The following is a 17,777-nucleotide window of genomic DNA, read 5'->3' as shown; positions in this document are numbered from 1 at the left end:
CGAGTCCGGGATGCCGCTCCATTCTCCCATTTCATCAACGTGAAATAAGAGAGGTATGCCATGAGACGTGGCAATCGCCGATTGGACATCGTCCTTGGCCTGGGGGCGGCTGCCCTGATCCTGGTCCCGTGGTATCGCATCGAGGGCGGCTTCTTCGGATTCAAATGGCTGTCTGCATTCCCGTTCTCCGCCGATACGGCGCCAGGCCTGCTACAAATCCTGCAGCATGGAAGAATTTGGCTTGCCGGCGTTGTCCTGCTCTTCCTGCTCGGCTGTTTGGTGCGTCTGGTGGGCGATCCGATGCGGCGCGGAACCCTGCTCGCCTGGATCGGCGCCGTCGGCCTCGTCTTCCTGTCTCTGCAGGGACTGGCAATCGGCTTTTCCGGCTGGACCTGGGCAATCAGTGAAAACCTGTTCGGCATGTTGTCCGAAGGACAGCCTTCGATGGGTGCCGGCGCGGTCCTCCTGGCGCTCGTCTTCGTTCTCCTCTTTGCCTTCGGACTGGCCGAACGCGGAGTGATGAAGGGAGACGCCTTCATCGTCGGCTCGATTTCCATCCTTGCATTCCTGGTCACCGTCTTCGTTTTCTACCCGATCGGCAGCATGTTCATCGCTTCGGTGCAGGATTTCGACGGTTCCTTCAATCCGGATGGTCTTATACGCAACATCCAGGACCCCGGCATTTGGAGCCTGGCCTGCATAGCGGGCGAAGAACGTTGCGGTGTTGCCTGGCGCACACTCCTTCTCGCCGTCATGACAGCTTCCGGCTCGACCCTGCTCGGCCTCGGCTTTGCGCTGGTGGCGACGCGCACGCGTTTTCCTTTCAAGAAGGGATTGCGCCTGCTGACGGTGCTGCCGATCATCACGCCGCCCTTCGTCATCGGCCTGGCGCTGACGCTGCTGTTCGGCCGCGCCGGCGTTATCACCGAGGCCTTGTCCAGCCTGTTGGGTATCGAGCCAGGCCGCTGGCTCTATGGGCTCACCGGTATCTGGATCGCCCAGGTGCTCTCCTTTACGCCGATCGCCTTCCTCGTTCTTATCGGTGTCGTCGAAGGCGTCAGCCCCTCGATGGAGGAGGCATCGCAGACCCTGCGTGCCGGTCGTTGGCGAACGTTCTGGCGCGTCTCCCTGCCACTGATGAAGCCCGGTCTCGCCAACGCCTTCCTGATCGGCTTCATCGAGAGCATGGCCGATTTCGGCAATCCGCTCGTGCTCGGCGGCACGCATGGCGTACTTTCGACGGAAATCTTCTTTGCCGTCGTCGGATCGCAGAACGATCCGTCGCGCGCGGCCGTTCTTGCCATCGTGCTCCTCTGCTTCACTCTCTCGGCATTCCTTGCCCAGCGTCTCTGGCTATCGGGCAAAAGCTTCGCCACGGTCACCGGCAAGGGCGACAGCGGCGCTCATATCGCATTGCCGCGGGGCCTTTCCATTGCCGTGCATGCGGTGGTCGTTCCGTGGATGATTTTCACCGTCATCGTTTATGGAATGATCCTGATCGGCGGCTTCGTGAAAACCTGGGGCCTCGACAACTCGCTGACGCTCGACCATTACGCTCGCGCCTTCTCGATCGGTTTCGACAATGGCGCAATCGCGTGGACCGGCGTGGCGTGGAACTCCTTCTGGACGACGATGGAAATCGCGCTCGTCTCCGCGCCCCTGACCGCTGCCGTGGGCCTGCTCACGGCTTATATCATCGTACGGCAGAAATTCGTCGGGCGGAACGTCTTCGAATTCGCGCTGATGATGAGCTTCGCCATCCCCGGAACGGTCATCGGCGTCAGCTACATCATGGCTTTCAACCTGCCTCCGATCGAGATGACCGGCTCGGCGCTGATCCTCATCCTCTGCTTCGTCTTCCGCAATATGCCGGTCGGCGTACGCGGCGGGATCGCGGCGATGAGCCAGCTCGACAAGAGCCTGGACGAGGCTTCGCTGACTTTGCGTGCGGACAGTTTCCGGACGATCCGCAAGGTGATCCTGCCGCTGCTGCGGCCAGCCATCACCGCTGCCCTGGTCTACTCTTTCGTTCGCGCCATAACCTCGATCAGCGCTGTCATCTTCCTCGTCAGCGCGGAATACAACATGGCCACGTCCTATATCGTCGGCCTCGTCGAGAATGGGGAGTACGGCGTGGCGATCGCCTATTCATCCATGCTGATCGTGGTGATGAGCATTGTCATCGCCGGCTTCCAGCTCGTCGTCGGCGAGCGCCGCCTACGCCGCGAAAATCGCGTCGTCGGCACCAGCTCAGCTCCCTCTGTTCCTCTCGGTCAGGAGAAAACCGCATGATCACCGTCAAACCCGGTTCCGTCACCTTCCAGAATGTCCGCAAGTCTTTCGGTGCATTCACGGCCATTCCGGACCTTTCCCTCTCCATCGAGGCGGGCACACTGGTGACCTTGCTCGGCCCATCCGGCTGCGGCAAAACCACCACGCTGCGCATGCTGGCCGGGCTCGAGCATCCGACATCCGGGCGTATTCTGATCGGCGGCGCTGACGTTACCATGCTGCCCGCCAATGAGCGCGATGTCTCGATGGTGTTTCAGTCCTATGCCCTGTTTCCGCATATGACTTCGCTCGATAATGTCGCTTACGGTCTGCAGTCGTCGGGCCTCGGCAAGAAGGAAGCGCGGGAAAAGGCGGAGGAAGGATTAAAGCTCGTCGGCCTCGCGGGCATGGGCCATCGCCTGCCGGCCGAGCTTTCCGGGGGGCAGCAGCAACGCGTCGCAGTTGCCCGCGCGCTCGTGCTCGAGCCGCAGGTGCTGCTGCTCGACGAACCGCTCTCCAACCTCGATGCACGCCTGCGCCGCCGGGTGCGCACGGAAATCCGCGAACTGCAGCAACGGCTCGGCTTCACCGCCGTTTATGTCACCCATGACCAGGATGAGGCTCTGGCGGTGTCCGACCGCATCATCGTCATGAAGGATGGTGAGATTGCCCAGTCCGGGACGCCGCGTGAGCTCTATGAAGCGCCGGCATCGTCCTTCATCGCCGATTTCATGGGCGAGGCCAATGTCATTCCCTGCGAGGTGATCGGCGTCGAAGGGACGGAGGCGCTTATCCGCGTGGCCGGCGTGCATTATCGTTTGCCAAGCCGCAGCGCAAAGCTCGGCATGGCAAAACTCGCCGTCAGGCCCGGATCGATCTCCATAGCGGCAGCCGGCCACGAGGGTCTGGCGGGACGCGTGCTCCATAGTGCCTATCTTGGCGGACATGTCGAATATGAGATCGAAACTGATGTCGGAACGCTTTTCATCATCGACCATGCCGTTGAAAGAAACCTGTCGCCTGCGAGCGATGTCACACTGGGGTTCGAGAACCGCGGCATTGCGCTGATCAATGCCTGAAATTTTTGAAATGCGAATAAAGGATAGCAACATGACTATGCATGACACCGACCTGGAACGGCGCTTCGCCCTGGCCAAGTGCCTTGCTGAGGAGGCTGGCGCTTTGGCGCTCGATTATTTCAACAAGCGCGAGACTCTTGTGATCGAGACAAAGCGCGATCTTCAGGATGTCGTGTCGATCGCGGATCGGAACGTCGAGACCTTTCTGCGCGAGCGGGTTGCAAAAGCAATTCCCGAGGACGGTTTCCTCGGCGAGGAGTTTGGCCATCAAGCGGGACGTTCCGGCTATACCTGGGTTGTCGATCCGATCGACGGCACGGCGCCCTTCGTCAATGGCATGCCCACCTGGTGCGTTTCGGTCGCTGTCCTCTACCAAGGCGTCCCGGTCGTCGGCGTGATCCAAGCGCCTTGCGCGAATGAGCTTTATGCCGCAGCCCTTGGCCTTGGCGCGAGCTTGAATGGCGAGACGCTTTTGCTCGATCCCTCCCGCACGATACAGAACGCCATGACGGGCATTGGCTGCAATACGCACGTCGCTCCGGAGGTTGTCGGCTCCATCATAACGGCGTTGCTCGCCAGCGGCGGCACGTTTATTCGGAACGGCTCCGGAGCGCTGATGCTTGCCTATGTGGCTGCAGGGCGTCTCGTCGGCTATTATGAACCTCACATGCGGGCTTGGGACTGCATGGCGGGTTATTGCCTTGTGAAAGAAGCCGGCGGCCGGTACCTGCCCTTCCCGACCGAGGGCGAAGATTTGTTCAAGGGGCATCCCGTCCTGGCCAGCAATGTTTCCGCATATCCGGAATTGTTGGCGATTCACAATCTGCGCGACGGTAATAGAACCGCACTATAAAGCAGGCTGCGTGGCGGCGAGCGCACGGCTGACAACGGCGGATGGTTGCGCCTACAACTGATTATCATAATCTGCCATGAACACGCTCAGGCGGGTGAAGAATCAGCAAATTCAACAATCCCCAATTGCCATGAAGACTCCGAAAAAACGCAGCAAGCCTCGACCAGACAAGTCTCAGCCATTGCTGCGGCAGCTCGCCGCCGTTCCTGCCAAGCTGTTTTCGGGGGCATTCCGCCAACAATACGGCGCGATTTGCTTCCGCTACGCCAATGACGGAGCGGGAATCGAAATCCTCGTGATCACATCGCGCGAGAGCGCGCGCTGGGTCATTCCGAAAGGGTGGCCGATGAAAGGGAAGAAGCCGTTTGAAGCGGCAGCGATCGAAGCCTGGGAGGAAGCAGGCGTGCGCGGGACGGTGAGGAAGAAACCGGTCGGCCGCTACACCTATCTGAAGGACCTCGACGATGGCGACGTAGCTCCCTGCATCGTCGATTTGTTTCAGGTTGAAGTCGTCGAGATCAGCAACGACTTCAAGGAGCAAGGCCAGCGCATTTTGGAATGGGTCAGCCCCGATGAAGCGGCACGACGCGTTCGCGAGATCGAACTCAAGTCGCTGCTCGTCGAATTTGAAGTTCGCCCGCGCAGGAAGCGCGATCCTCGCTGACAGCTGTCACCTCTATTAGTTACTTGCATCATGATAGTCACTGCTATAGTGACATCCTATGCAACGGACGAGCTTCAGCCAATTCAAATGCCCGGCAGCGCGCGCGCTCGACAGCGTCGGCGACTGGTGGAGCATCCTCATCCTGCGCGATGCCTTTCAGGGACTGTCGCGCTTCGACGATTTCCAGAAGAGCCTCGGGGTGGCGCCGAACATCCTGACGCGGCGGCTGAAACACCTGACGGATCAGGGGCTGTTCGAACGGCGGCTCTATCATCAGCGCCCTGCCCGCTACGAATATCGGCTGACAGACAAGGGCCTCGATTTCTTTCCGGTGCTGATGACGCTGTTTTCCTGGGGAAGCCGGCACATTCCCGAAGAAGATCTTGCCTTTCTGCTCGGCGACGCCGCCTCCGGAAAAGAGCGCGAGGCGGTGCTGGTCGACGCACGGACCGGCGAAGAAGTGACTCCCGAAAACACCAGCCTGCTTGCAGGCCCCGCAGCCGACGACGCGGTGCACGAGCGGATCGCCCGCATGCGCGCCTGGTATCTCGGCATCGACGCATAGAGAGGAAAATATCATGGATCGCATCGTTGTCACCGGCATGGGACTTGTCTCGCCGCTCGGCACAGGCGTCGAGCTCGCCTGGAGGCGCCTTCTTGACGGCAGGTCGGGGCTGAGGCTGCTTTCGGACGATATCGTCGGCGAGCTGCCGGCCAAGGTCGGCGGCATCGTTCCTGATACCACAGAGGATGCGGAGGCCGGTTTCGATCCCGACCGTTACATCACGCCCAAGGACCAAAAGAAGATGGACCGCTTCATCCAGTTCGCCATGGCGGCGGCGGAGGAAGCGGTGAAGCAGGCCGGATGGATGCCAACCGACGAAGGCGCGCGCGAACGCACGGCAACGATCATCGCCTCGGGCGTCGGCGGCTTTCCTGCCATCGCCGAGGCAGTCCGGATCGGTGAGGCGCGCGGCGTGCGGCGACTGTCTCCCTTCACCGTGCCCTCCTTCCTCGTCAACCTCGCCGCCGGCCAGGTCAGCATCCGCTACGGCTTCAAGGGCCCTCTCGGCGCGCCGGTGACGGCGTGCGCGGCCAGCGTCCAGGCGATCGGCGATGCGGCGCGGCTGATCCGTTCCGGCGAAGCGGATGTGGCGATCTGCGGCGGCGCCGAGGCCTGCATCGACAAGGTGAGCCTTGGCGGTTTTGCCGCGGCGCGTGCCCTTTCCACCGGCTTCAACGAAACGCCGGAGCTGGCGTCGCGGCCCTTCGACACGGCGCGCGACGGCTTCGTCATGGGCGAAGGCGCCGGCATCCTGGTGATCGAAACGCTGAAGCATGCACTTGCTCGCGGCGCGACGCCGCTTGCCGAACTCGTCGGCTACGGCACGGCAGCGGACGCCTACCACATGACCTCAGGTCCCGAAGACGGCGACGGCGCGCGCCGGGCGATCGAGGCAGCGCTCCGGCAGGCGAAGATCCCGGCGTCCGAGGTCAAGCATCTGAACGCGCATGCGACCTCGACACCGGTCGGCGACAAAGGCGAGATCGCGGCGATCGCCACGGTCTTCGGCCGGGATGGCGGCATTGCCGTCAGCGCGACGAAATCGGCGACCGGCCATCTGCTGGGTGCTGCCGGCGGGCTGGAGGTGATCTTCACCATCCTGGCGCTGCGCGATCAGATCGCGCCGCCGACCCGCAACCTGGATCACGCCGATGCCGTCGCCGATGGGATCGATATCGTCGGCAAGATGGCGCGGCCGCTGACGATGGACTACGCCATCACCAACGGTTTCGGCTTCGGCGGAGTCAATGCCAGCGCCCTCTTCCGCCGCTGGTCGTAAAGTCCGCTTTTCTTAAGTAAAAAATCGCCTACACTTCTGCTCTATCGGGGATCATTCTCCGATAGAGCGGGAGATTCCCCATGCGCGCCTTCTTCGCAGTTGTCATTCTGTGTGCCGCGTCCCTCTTCTCCACAGTCTCGGCTCGCGCCGAAGACCCCATCGACACGACGCGGACGATGATCGAAGAACAGATCAAAGCCTTCCTCAAGGACGACGCCGAAACCGCCTATTCCTTCGCCGCTCCTGGCATCAGGGCGATGTATCCCGACAAGAACCTGTTCTTCGCCATGGTGAAGAAGAGCTACGAGCCGGTCTATCATCCCGGCAACTACGCCTTCGGCCGCAGCCGCTCGATCGACAACGGCGCGCTGATCTATCACGAGGTGCTGATCTCCGGCCGCGACGGCAAGGATTGGACGGCGATCTACCAGATCACCCGCCAGCCGGACGGCAGCTACAGGATCAACGGCGTGCAGATCATGCCGGATGCCGACAGCAAGGGCATCTGACGCGCTATTCTTGGCTGGATGAAACAATGCCCAGCCCCTGGATCCGTTGCACTAACTATTTTGAAATCGTGCTGGAGTAAAAATCCGCCAGCGGAGGATTGGCAGGTTGAAGACTGGCAAGCGATTTTTCACGGCTCTTGAGGCATTGCGAGGAATCGCGGCTATCATGGTCATGTTGTTGCATACCGCTGGCACGCTTGGTCCGATCCGGGCGAATATAAGTTACCTTGCCGTCGACTTCTTCTTTCTTTTGAGCGGTGTGGTTCTGGCAAATTCATACGAAAAGCAACTGGCAACGGAACAGATTTCGCCTGCCAGATTTTTGCTGCAGCGGATCATTCGGCTTTATCCTGTTTACCTGCTTTCTCTTCCTGTTGGCCTTGTCAGCTATTCAATTCAATTCGGCTTCGATTACCTTACCCTGGCCGGCCTTCTGCTGCGGGCGATTCTATTCATTCCAAACGCAGGCACGGGCGGCGCCTTTCCGTTAAACGGGCCGAGTTGGTCGCTCTTCTTCGAACTCTGGGCTGGAGTGCTGTTCTCCATTCTTCTGGTGCGACTTTCGTCCAGAATCTTGCTCGCCATCGCCCTCGGGACAGCGGGTATCACCTTGTACGGAGCCCTTGGAGGCAATTTCGACATTGGCCATCAGGCGGGCTACTTCGGATTTGGCTTCTCGAGAATTTTGTTCTCGTTCTCGCTCGGGATCTGCCTTTACAGGTTGTACGAGGTTCGGCTGCCGAATGCATTCAATAGAGGCAACACCATCGGCATTTTCCTCTGTGGTTGCCTGATTGTGATCACGAATATACCCGCGAGCACATTCTACGGTTTTCCCTATTTTGATCTTTTCATGTGCTTGGTGATTTTCCCAGCCATTGTCTGGATCGCAATGCGCACGAGGCAGACCGGCCTTGTCGAGCTGGTATTCCGCTGGCTGGGGATAGTTTCCTATCCGATTTATATCCTGCATGCGCCTATTTTCGAGTTACTGCATTTACTGCGGCAAAGAGGCTTTGACCTCCCGGCCTCCCCGGCGGCCGGTATGGTCGTCGTGATAGCGATTTTCATTGTGGCCAGCGTCGTCGCCATTCGCTTCGACGAGCCGGTGCGCAAAAAGCTCAGAATGATGGTTGCACCAAGTCCGGTGTCCAAGGTTACCTCGGAAAGCCAGGCGGGGGTGACGTAGCCTTACACCGGTTCGAGGTCGCCTCTCGCCCATTCCTCCATCGTCTCCGCCATGAAATCGGCGAAGCGGCCTTCGGCGATTGCCTTGCGGATGCCCTGCATCAGTTCCTGGTAGTAGGCCAGATTGTGCCAGGAGAGCAGCATGCCGCCGAGTGCTTCGTTGGAGCGGACGAGATGGTGCAGATAGGCGCGTGAATAGTCGCGCGAGGCCGGGCAGTTCGACTGGTCGTCAAGCGGGCGCATGTCCTCGGCATGGCGGGCATTGCGGATATTGACCTTGCCGCGGCGGGTAAAGGCCAGGCCGTGGCGGCCGGAACGGGTCGGCATGACGCAGTCGAACATGTCGATGCCGCGGGCGACCGATTTCAGCATATCGTCAGGCGTGCCGACGCCCATGAGGTAGCGCGGCTTTTCCAGCGGCAGCACCGGCAGCGTCGTTTCCAGCATCTGCAGCATGACGTCCTGCGGTTCGCCGACAGCAAGGCCGCCGACCGCATAACCCTTGAGGTCGAGCTGACTCAGCGCCTCTGCCGAGCGGATACGCAGCGCCGGGATGTCGCCGCCCTGGACGATGCCGAACATCGCTTTTCCAGGCTGCTCGCCGAAAGCGACCCGGCAGCGCTCGGCCCAGCGCAGCGACATTTCCATGGCGCGCTCGATCTCCTTCGGCTCGGCCGGCAGCGCCACGCATTCGTCGAGCTGCATCTGGATATCGGAGCCGAGCAGCCCCTGGATCTCGATGGAGCGCTCCGGCGACATATGGTGCAGACTGCCGTCGACATGCGACTTGAAGGTGACGCCCTGCTCGTCAAGCTTGCGCAGGCCGGAGAGCGACATGACCTGAAAACCGCCGGAATCCGTCAGGATCGGGTGTTCCCAGCGGATCAGCTTGTGCAGGCCGCCGAGGCGGGCGACGCGCTCGGCACTGGGGCGCAGCATCAGATGATAGGTATTGCCGAGGATGATGTCGGCGCCGCTCTCGCGCACCTGGTCGAGATACATCGCCTTGACGGTGCCGACGGTGCCCACCGGCATGAAGGCCGGCGTGCGGATGGTGCCGCGCGGCATGGAAATTTCGCCGAGGCGCGCGCCGGCATCAGTCTTCTTCAACGTAAATTGGAAGTTTTCTGTCATTTGTCTTTCCGGAAAAGAAGGCTCGCGTCTCCGTAGGAGTAGAAGCGGTAGCCTGTCGAAATGGCGTGTTCATAGGCCGCATGCATGGTTTCGAAGCCTGAAAAGGCCGAGACCAGCATGAACAGTGTCGAGCGCGGCAGGTGGAAATTGGTCATCAGCATGTCCACAGCCTTGAAGCGATAGCCGGGCGTGATAAAGATGCCGGTGGCGCCGCTCCAGCCGCGGATCTCGCCGCTTTCTTCCGCAGCACTTTCGATCAGCCGCAGCGAGGTCGTGCCGACGCAGACGATGCGCCCGCCCCTTGCCTTGACGGCGTTCAGTTGCGCGGCAGTCTCAGGGCTGACAGTGCCGCTTTCAAGGTGCATCTTGTGATCGACGGTGTCGTCAGCCTTCACGGGCAGGAAGGTGCCGGCGCCGACATGCAGCGTGACGAAATGGCGTTCGATGCCGGCTCTGTCGAGCGCTTCGAACAGCGCAGGCGTGAAATGCAGGCCGGCGGTGGGGGCAGCGACGGCGCCCTCCTCGCGGGCGTAGATCGTCTGGTAGTCAGCGCGGTCCCGCTCGTCATCGGGGCGCTTGGCGGCGATATAGGGCGGTAGCGGAATATGGCCGACGGCGGCGATTGCCTCGTCGAGCGCCGGGCCTGTGAGATCGAAGGCGAGCGTCACTTCGCCGGCCTCGCCCTTTTCCTCGACGGTGGCATCGAGCGCGCCAAGAAAGCAGCTTTCGCCGCTATGACCGAAGGCGATGCGGTCGCCCTCCTTGATGCGCTTGCCGGGTTTTGCAAAGGCCTTCCAGCGGCTGGGGCCGATGCGCATATGCAGCGTTGCCGACACCTGCCTGCCGCCCGCACCCTCGCGATGGCGGATGCCTTCCAGCTGGGCGGGAATGACCTTGGTGTCATTGAAGACCAGCGCATCGCCCGGCCGCAGAAAGGACGGCAGATCGCCGACCCGATGATCGGAGAGCACGGTTTCAGCATGGGGGTTGACGACGAGCAGACGGGCGCTGTCGCGGGGCTCGGCGGGCCGCAACGCGATGCGTTCATCCGGCAGATCGAAATCGAAAAGGTCTACGCGCATAACGGCACTTTCAGACAAAGCGAAACCCGCCCCCACGCGGTTAACGCGCAAGAGCGGGTTTCAGCAGAAATCACAATCAGACGTCGGCGGCAACCCGCATCGACACGATCGAGTCCGGATCGGAAACCGGCTCGCCGCGCTTGATCTTGTCGACGTTGTCCATGCCTTCGATGACCTGGCCCCAGACGGAATACTGCTTGTTCAGCCAGGGCGCGTCGGTGAAGCAGATGAAGAACTGCGAATTGGCGGAGTTCGGGTTCTGCGAACGGGCCATCGAGCAGGTGCCGCGCGTATGGGTGGTCGCGGAGAATTCAGCCTTCAGATCCGGCTTGGAGGAGCCGCCCATGCCGGCGCGGCCGGGATTGAAGGTTTCCGAGCCCTTCTTGCCGAATTCGACATCGCCCGTCTGCGCCATGAAATCCTGGATGACGCGGTGGAAAACGACGCCGTCATAGGCCTTTTCGCGGGCGAGTTCCTTGATGCGGGCGACATGCTCCGGGGCGACCTGCGGCAGAAGCTGAATGACAACCTTGCCCTTGGTGGTTTCCAGAATGATGGTGTTTTCGGGATCCTTGATCTCGGCCATTGCCTTCTCCTCTTGTTTCTCTCGTAACTTACTTCTTGCCCAGGGCGACCTTGATCATCCGGTCGGGACTTTTGACTTCGCCGTTCTGGCCTTCGCCGCGCTTGATCTTGTCGACATTTTCCATGCCGGACACGACCTTGCCGACAACGGTGTACTGGCCGTTGAGGAAGGAGCCGTCGGCGAACATGATGAAGAACTGCGAATTGGCGGAATTCGGATCCTGCGAGCGGGCCATGCCGACCGTGCCGCGCACGAACGGGGTCTTGGAGAACTCGGCCGGAATATCCGGCATGTCGGAGGAGCCGGTGCCGGCGAGACTCGCATCGAAACCCTTTTCCATATTGCCGTATTTGACGTCGCCGGTCTGGGCCATGAAGCCGTCGATGACGCGGTGGAAGGCAACGTTGTCGTATTCACCCTTCTTGGCCAGCGCCTCGATCTGGGCGACATGCTTCGGCGCTACCTCAGGCATCAGCTGGATGACGACGGGGCCGTTCTTCAACTGGATGGTGAGATAATGATCGGTCGACTGGGCGAAGGCGTCCCCCGCGAAGGAGGCGAGATACAACACGCCGGCAAATGCGAGATAAAAGAGTTTCATATGGGCTCCGTTGCGGCGGGTTTCGCCTGGTCTTTGCGCTTGCCAGACTTCGTATTTATCAGTCTGGGCGCTTGGATGAGAGGGCTTGCAAGACGGCGGCCGGCACGAAGGCGCTGACATCGCCGCCCATGGCGGCGATCTGGCGGACCAATGTGGCCGTAATGGGCCGCGAGGCCGTTCCCGCCGGCAAAAAGATGGTCTGGATATCGGGCGCCATCGTCCTGTTCATGCCGGCCATCTGCATTTCGTAATCAAGATCGGTGCCGTCGCGGAGACCGCGGATCAAAAGCGTGGCGCCATGGGCGCGGGCGGCGTCGACGACCAGATTGTCGAAAGCGACGACGTCGATGTCGCCGGTCTTGCCGGGCAGCGCTTCCGCCAGCGAAAGGCGGATCAGCTCGGCTCTCTCTTCGAAGGAAAAGAGCGGCGCTTTGCCGGGGTGGATACCGATCGCGACGATCACCTTTTCGGCGACGTTCAGTGCCTGGACCAGAACATCCACATGCCCATTGGTGATCGGGTCGAAAGACCCGGGATAAAAAGCTGTCGTCATCTGGCCCGACCGTTGGTTTGACGCCTTTTGTCACGGATGCCGGCTTGCCGCAAGTGATTTGGCCAATCATCCCGGACGGTTGAACGGTGGATGAACGGCCCGTTCAAGGCGGTTTCAGACAGGATCTGCTTAACTCAGATCATCAACGCAGCTGATGCCATTCCGGCGTCCGGCGCCTCCCGAAAGACCAATTCCATGCTGATCGTGCTTGTTGCACTTGCCGTCGTTTCCTCGCTTGCCGCCGAGATAGCCTATGGCTATTTCGCCGATCGCTACGAAGTGAGCTGGGTGCGGCCGGAGCTTGCCGAGCATGCCGCGATCGTGCGGGCCCAGGGCCGGCTGCGCGCAAAAAACGACGTTCGAATCTGAACGCCAGATGAACGAGACATTCAAGGAGGCTTCAGATCGGCATTGGTAAACACCCCGTCAACATCCGGCGGAACCATTTTAAAACGGATGCGTTCATTCAACCGATACATAGATGCGATTATCGCGGCAGGAAGGACTAAAGATGCCCGGCAAGATTACGATGATTAACGTGCTCTGGATGGTAATGGTCACGGGCATGCTGACCGCAACTGTCGCTCTCTATGATCAGAAGGTTGATACGTCCAAGGTTTATGGTCCCTATGCTTCGGCCCGGACGGCCGTACTGGGCCAGTACTGAGGGGCGAGAACGCAACTCCCCAGGAAAGGAATGCCTATGTTCACGATCTTGACAGTGCTCACCGCCCTTATCAGCGTCATGTTCATAGTGTCTGTAGCCTCGACAATATCTGCGCTTCGGCGCGAAGGTGAAGAGGTAAAGGCGCTGAACGAAAAACATAGCGCATTCTGACATTCCTCTTATCCCAACTCCTTCCCCACCTTGAGCGGCACCCCTTCCGCTGCCAAGGCCATTCAAAGCCGGATGCACCCAGCGTCCGGCTTTTTCTTTGGGCCGGTAAGGACGAGCGCGGGTTAAAAAGAAAAGGGCGGCCCGAAGCCGCCCTTTTTACTTGATCAGTCCTCAGCCGGCCCGGCCGGGTCACCATCGGCAGCCGGCGCCTCGCCGGCAGCCGCTTCCTCGGTGGTGGCGGCGCCTCCGGCGACCTCGACAGCCTCCTCCGTCTCATCCTCCTCCGGCTCGCTGATGCGTTCGACAGAGACGACCTTCTCGTCCTTGGCCGTCGAGAAGATGGTGACGCCCTTGGTGGCACGGCTTGCGATGCGGATGCCGCCGACCGGCACGCGGATCAGCTGGCCGCCATCGGAAACCAGCATGATCTGGTCGCCATCATCGACGGGGAAGGCCGCGACCAGTTCACCGATCTCGCCTGTCTTCGACGTGTCGGTGGCGCGGATGCCCTTGCCGCCGCGGCCGGAGATGCGGAAATCGTAGGACGACGAACGTTTGCCGAAGCCCTTTTCGGAGACGGTGAGCACGAATTGCTCGAGCTGCTTCAGCTCCTCATAACGCTCGTCGGAGAGCTGTCCCTCTTCGGTGACTTCCTCGCCGACCAGCGCGATCTCCTCGGCCTCACCTGTCGTCAGGCGGCGGTCGTTGGCGGCGCGCTTCAGATAGGCGGCGCGCTCCCACGGCTCGGCGTTGACATGGCGGACGATGGTCATCGAGATGATGCGGTCGCCGCCGGCAAGGCTGATGCCGCGCACGCCGATCGAATTGCGGCCGGCGAAAACGCGGACGTCGTCGACCGAGAAGCGGATGCACTGGCCGAGCGCCGTCGTCAGCAGCACGTCGTCATTTTCCGTGCAGGTCTCGACGGAGAGGATTTCGTCGCCCTCCTCCTCGAGCTTCATGGCGATCTTGCCGTTGCGGTTGACCTGGACGAAGTCCGACAGCTTGTTGCGGCGAACCGTTCCCCGCGTCGTCGAGAACATGACGTCGAGATTGTCCCAGCTCTCCTCGTCCTCGGGCAAGGGCAGGATGGTGGTGATGCGTTCGCCGGGTGCGAGCGGCAGCATGTTGATCAGTGCCTTGCCGCGCGAGGTCGGCGTGCCGATCGGCAGACGCCAGACCTTTTCCTTGTAAACGATGCCGCGCGAGGAGAAGAACAGGACCGGAGTGTGGGTGTTGACGACGAATAGCCGGCTAACGAAATCCTCGTCGCGAGTGGTCATACCGGAGCGGCCCTTGCCGCCGCGGCGCTGGGCGCGATAGGTGGTCAGCGGCACGCGCTTGATATAGCCGAGATGCGAGACGGTGACGACCATGTCCTCGCGGGCAATCAGATCCTCGTCGTCCATTTCGAGGCCGCCGTCGACGATCTCGGTGCGGCGCGGCGTGCCGAATTCGTCACGCACGGCAGTGAGCTCATCCTTGACGATGCTCTGGATGCGGACGCGCGAGGAGAGAATATCGAGGTAATCCTTGATTTCCTCGCCGATCTTGTTGAGTTCGTCGCCGATTTCGTCGCGGCCAAGGGCCGTCAGACGGGCAAGGCGCAGTTCGAGGATGGCGCGGGCCTGCTCTTCGGACAGGTTGTAGGTCAGGTCCTCGTTGATGCGATGGCGCGGATCGTCGATCAGACGGATCAGGCTTTCGACATCTTCGGCCGGCCAGCGGCGGGTCATCAGTTCTTCGCGGGCCGACTGCGGATCGGGCGCCTGGCGGATGACGCGGATGACTTCATCGATATTGGCGACGGCTATGGCGAGACCGACCAACACATGAGCACGGTCGCGCGCCTTGCGCAGCAGGAATTTCGTTCTCCGGCTAACAACCTCCTCGCGGAAGGAGACGAAGGCGCGCAGCATGTCGAGTAGGGTCAGCTGCTCAGGCTTGCCGCCGTTCAGCGCCACCATGTTGCAGCCGAAGGACGTCTGCAGCGGCGTATAGCGATAAAGCTGGTTGAGGATGACCTCGGCATTGGCGTCGCGCTTCAATTCGACGACGACGCGATAGCCCTGACGGTCGGATTCGTCGCGCAGGTCGGAGATGCCTTCGATGCGCTTGTCGCGCACCAGCTCGGCCATCTTCTCGATCATCGTCGCCTTGTTCACCTGGTAGGGGATCTCGGTGATGATGATCTGCTCGCGGTCGCCGCGCATCGGCTCGATGGCCGCGACACCACGCATGATGACCGAACCGCGGCCGGTCTCATAGGCCGAGCGAATGCCGGCACGGCCGAGGATCTTCGCACCCGTCGGGAAGTCGGGGCCGGGAATGATCTGCATCAGGTCCGGCAGTTCGATAGCCGGATCGTTGATCAGCGCGATGCAGCCGTCGATGACTTCCGACAGGTTATGCGGCGGAATATTGGTCGCCATACCGACGGCGATGCCGCCGGCGCCGTTGACGAGCAGGTTCGGGAACTTGGCGGGCACCACGACCGGCTCGGAAAGCGTGCCGTCGTAGTTGTCGCGGAAATCGACGGTTTCCTTGTCGAGATCGTCGAGCAGCGAATGGGCTGCCTTTTCGAGGCGGCATTCGGTGTAACGTTCAGCCGCCGGCGGATCACCGTCGACCGAGCCGAAATTGCCCTGGCCATCGATCAGCGGCAGACGCAGCGACCAGGGCTGGGCCATGCGGGCCAGCGCATCGTAGATCGCCGAATTGCCATGCGGATGGTATTTACCCATCACGTCACCGGTGACGCGGGCGCATTTGACGTATTTCTTGTTCCAGTCGATGCCGAGCTCGGACATGCCGTAAAGGATGCGCCGGTGCACGGGCTTCAGGCCGTCGCGCACGTCGGGCAGCGCGCGGCTGACGATGACGCTCATGGCGTAATCGAGATACGACCGCTGCATTTCCTCCATGATGGAGATGGGCTCGATGCCTGGCGGGAGCTTCCCGCCGCCGGGGGGTGTTTGCTCAGTCAAAACAGATCACGATCTCTTCTAGAATCACTTGAAGATTTATAGCGGAAAGCCTGTTCCCGCGCCAATTTCACGGGGCGTTTTGAACAGGCTTTTGCGGCTTAAAGAGGGTAAAACATGCAAGTGGCGCGGCCGCACCGGACAAATCCGCCGCTGGCCGCCGCGGGATATTTGCCAAATCGGAATCGCCGCTTCACAATCACAAAAACCACGCATAAAAACCATGCGGCTATATGGGGTTTTCGAGGGACGATGGCAAGCGCCGACCAATTGATCAACGCCTTCACGACGCTCATCGTCACCATCGATCCGCCGGGGCTCGCACCGATCTTCCTGGGGCTGACGACCGGCATGAGCCGCGCCCAGCGCACGCAGGTGGCGCTGCGCGGCTCGACCATCGCCTTCATCATCCTTGCCGTCTTCGCGCTGTTCGGCGCGAGCGTGCTCGGCGTGCTCGGGATCTCGATCGGCGCCTTCCGCATCGCCGGCGGGCTGCTGCTCTTCTGGATCGCCTTCGAGATGGTGTTCGAGCGGCGGCAGGAGCGCAAGGAGAAGGCCACCGAAGCTGCCGTCACCAAGGATCATATCGAAAATATCGCCGTTTTTCCCCTCGCCTTGCCGCTGATCGCCGGCCCGGGCGCGATCTCGGCGACGATCCTGCTTGCCGGCACGCTGCCGACCTCCGTCGAAAAAGCCCAGTTCATCGCCGTCATCGCCGCCAATCTGCTGCTGACCTTCCTCATGCTGCTGATTGCCGAAAGGCTCGACCGCTTCCTCGGCGTCACCGGCCGGGCGATCCTGACGCGGCTCCTCGGCGTCATCCTCGCCGCCCTAGCGGTGCAATTCGTCGTCGACGGCGCAAAGGCGGCGCTCAATCTGATCAGCGCGACACCGCACTGAACGGCGCAAACCAAAGAAAAAAAGCATGACGCCATCAAAGGCATCATGCTCTCGGATAGTCTACAGAGCCGGGAAAGCGGTTGATCAGAACGGGATGTCGTCGTCGAGATCGCGCGAGAAATTACCGCCGCCACCGCCGCGGCTCGGTGATGAAGAGGGAGCCGGGGCGCCGTAGTCATCGCCATAATCATTGTTGCTGCTGCCTCGGCCGCCGCCGGAGCTTGCACCGCCGCCTTCGCCGCGGCCGTCGAGCATGGTCAGGGTCGAACCGAAGCCCTGCAGCACCACTTCCGTCGAGTAGCGGTCCTGGCCCTGCTGGTCCTGCCATTTGCGGGTCTGCAGCTGGCCTTCGATATAGAGCTTGGCGCCCTTCTTCACATATTGCTCGACGACCTTGCAAAGGCCTTCGTTGAAGACGACGACCGTGTGCCATTCGGTCTTCTCACGGCGCTCGCCGGAATTGCGGTCACGCCAGGTCTCCGAGGTCGCGATACGGAGATTGGCGATCGGCCGGCCATCCTGCGTGCGGCGGATTTCGGGGTCCGCACCGACGTTTCCAATCAGAATTACCTTGTTTACGCTACCAGCCATGCTTCTCACCCTGCCTGCCGCCCTGCCCGGCGGCGTTTCAATCGATCGGCGCACCTTAAACCATCACGGACCGCCGATGCGCATGGGCGGCATTTAATCC

Annotated in this window: 18 protein-coding genes; 11 read left to right on the top strand and 7 right to left on the bottom strand. The window is 61.2% G+C overall.

Annotated features, from left to right (window positions below; all coding sequences use genetic code 11):
* The first annotated feature begins 60 nt into the window (after positions 1–60).
* The 8 genes from OS035_RS25270 (at position 61) to OS035_RS25235 (ending at position 8,409) form a co-directional block, all read left to right on the top strand.
* Complete coding sequence (locus tag OS035_RS25270) at positions 61–2,292, top strand: ABC transporter permease (RefSeq protein ID WP_331814207.1); 2,232 nt, start codon at positions 61–63, stop codon at positions 2,290–2,292.
* A complete protein-coding gene (locus OS035_RS25265) occupies positions 2,289–3,350 on the top strand; it encodes an ABC transporter ATP-binding protein (protein ID WP_331814206.1) in 1,062 nt (353 codons plus the stop codon). The genes OS035_RS25270 and OS035_RS25265 overlap by 4 nt, the downstream gene beginning before the upstream one ends.
* Before the next feature lie 31 nt (positions 3,351–3,381).
* Positions 3,382–4,203, top strand: coding sequence for an inositol monophosphatase family protein (locus OS035_RS25260; RefSeq protein ID WP_331814221.1), 822 nt, complete (start codon positions 3,382–3,384; stop codon positions 4,201–4,203).
* A gap of 130 nt (positions 4,204–4,333) precedes the next feature.
* On the top strand, positions 4,334–4,867 hold the full coding sequence (locus OS035_RS25255) for an NUDIX hydrolase (RefSeq protein WP_183777790.1): 534 nt from the start codon (positions 4,334–4,336) through the stop codon (positions 4,865–4,867).
* 58 nt (positions 4,868–4,925) lie between these two features.
* Positions 4,926–5,432, top strand: coding sequence for a winged helix-turn-helix transcriptional regulator (locus OS035_RS25250; protein ID WP_183853517.1), 507 nt, complete (start codon positions 4,926–4,928; stop codon positions 5,430–5,432).
* 13 nt (positions 5,433–5,445) lie between these two features.
* Positions 5,446–6,711 (top strand): beta-ketoacyl-ACP synthase II, encoded by a 1,266-nt coding sequence (fabF, locus tag OS035_RS25245; RefSeq protein WP_331814205.1) that lies wholly within the window; start codon positions 5,446–5,448, stop codon positions 6,709–6,711.
* 80 nt (positions 6,712–6,791) lie between these two features.
* Positions 6,792–7,220, top strand: coding sequence for a DUF4864 domain-containing protein (locus OS035_RS25240; protein WP_183853521.1), 429 nt, complete (start codon positions 6,792–6,794; stop codon positions 7,218–7,220).
* 106 nt (positions 7,221–7,326) lie between these two features.
* Positions 7,327–8,409, top strand: coding sequence for an acyltransferase family protein (locus OS035_RS25235; protein ID WP_183853523.1), 1,083 nt, complete (start codon positions 7,327–7,329; stop codon positions 8,407–8,409).
* Positions 8,410–8,411: 2 nt separating this feature from the next.
* Here the strand turns inward: OS035_RS25235 and tgt are convergent, their stop codons facing one another.
* The 5 genes from tgt to coaD all read right to left on the bottom strand — a co-directional run bounded on the left by tgt (position 8,412) and on the right by coaD (position 12,364).
* Positions 8,412–9,542, bottom strand: coding sequence for a tRNA guanosine(34) transglycosylase Tgt (gene tgt, locus OS035_RS25230; protein ID WP_331814204.1), 1,131 nt, complete (start codon positions 9,540–9,542; stop codon positions 8,412–8,414).
* Entirely contained in the window at positions 9,539–10,624 is a 1,086-nt protein-coding gene (gene queA, locus OS035_RS25225; RefSeq protein ID WP_331814203.1) for a tRNA preQ1(34) S-adenosylmethionine ribosyltransferase-isomerase QueA, read from the bottom strand. Before queA ends, tgt begins: the two co-directional genes overlap by 4 nt.
* Before the next feature lie 76 nt (positions 10,625–10,700).
* Positions 10,701–11,210, bottom strand: a complete 510-nt coding sequence (locus tag OS035_RS25220; protein WP_003573154.1) for a peptidylprolyl isomerase — start codon at positions 11,208–11,210, stop codon at positions 10,701–10,703.
* 28 nt (positions 11,211–11,238) lie between these two features.
* Positions 11,239–11,811: a peptidylprolyl isomerase gene (locus OS035_RS25215; protein WP_310807544.1), complete on the bottom strand. Its 573-nt coding sequence runs from the start codon at positions 11,809–11,811 to the stop codon at positions 11,239–11,241.
* A gap of 58 nt (positions 11,812–11,869) precedes the next feature.
* Complete coding sequence (gene coaD, locus OS035_RS25210) at positions 11,870–12,364, bottom strand: pantetheine-phosphate adenylyltransferase (protein ID WP_097628908.1); 495 nt, start codon at positions 12,362–12,364, stop codon at positions 11,870–11,872.
* A 90-nt stretch (positions 12,365–12,454) separates the two neighbouring features.
* Between coaD and OS035_RS25205 the strand changes: the two genes are divergently transcribed.
* Both OS035_RS25205 and OS035_RS25200 read left to right on the top strand, forming a co-directional pair.
* Positions 12,455–12,733 carry a hypothetical protein gene (locus tag OS035_RS25205; RefSeq protein ID WP_097628909.1) on the top strand — a complete coding sequence of 93 codons (279 nt, stop codon included), beginning with the start codon at positions 12,455–12,457 and terminating at the stop codon, positions 12,731–12,733.
* Between the two features lie 142 nt (positions 12,734–12,875).
* Positions 12,876–13,031 carry a hypothetical protein gene (locus OS035_RS25200; protein ID WP_003539654.1) on the top strand — a complete coding sequence of 52 codons (156 nt, stop codon included), beginning with the start codon at positions 12,876–12,878 and terminating at the stop codon, positions 13,029–13,031.
* A gap of 335 nt (positions 13,032–13,366) precedes the next feature.
* On the opposite strand, the gene gyrA is transcribed toward OS035_RS25200, so the two are convergent.
* The gene (gene gyrA / locus OS035_RS25195; RefSeq protein ID WP_310807545.1) at positions 13,367–16,189 is read right to left on the bottom strand and encodes a DNA gyrase subunit A; all 2,823 of its coding nucleotides are present in this window, start codon (positions 16,187–16,189) and stop codon (positions 13,367–13,369) included.
* A 249-nt stretch (positions 16,190–16,438) separates the two neighbouring features.
* On the opposite strand from gyrA, the gene OS035_RS25190 reads away from it, so the two are divergent.
* Entirely contained in the window at positions 16,439–17,086 is a 648-nt protein-coding gene (locus OS035_RS25190) for a MarC family protein (protein WP_097628911.1), read from the top strand.
* Positions 17,087–17,170: 84 nt separating this feature from the next.
* Here OS035_RS25190 and OS035_RS25185 read toward each other — a convergent pair whose 3' ends face one another.
* Positions 17,171–17,677 (bottom strand): single-stranded DNA-binding protein, encoded by a 507-nt coding sequence (locus OS035_RS25185; RefSeq protein ID WP_003586486.1) that lies wholly within the window; start codon positions 17,675–17,677, stop codon positions 17,171–17,173.
* Between the last annotated feature and the right edge of the window lie 100 nt (positions 17,678–17,777).

The organism is Rhizobium sp. 268, assembly GCF_036571585.1.
Classification (GTDB): domain Bacteria; phylum Pseudomonadota; class Alphaproteobacteria; order Rhizobiales; family Rhizobiaceae; genus Rhizobium; species Rhizobium redzepovicii.
The sequence above is the reverse complement of the archived record's forward strand: the minus strand, read 5'-3'. Positions and strand labels throughout refer to the sequence as shown.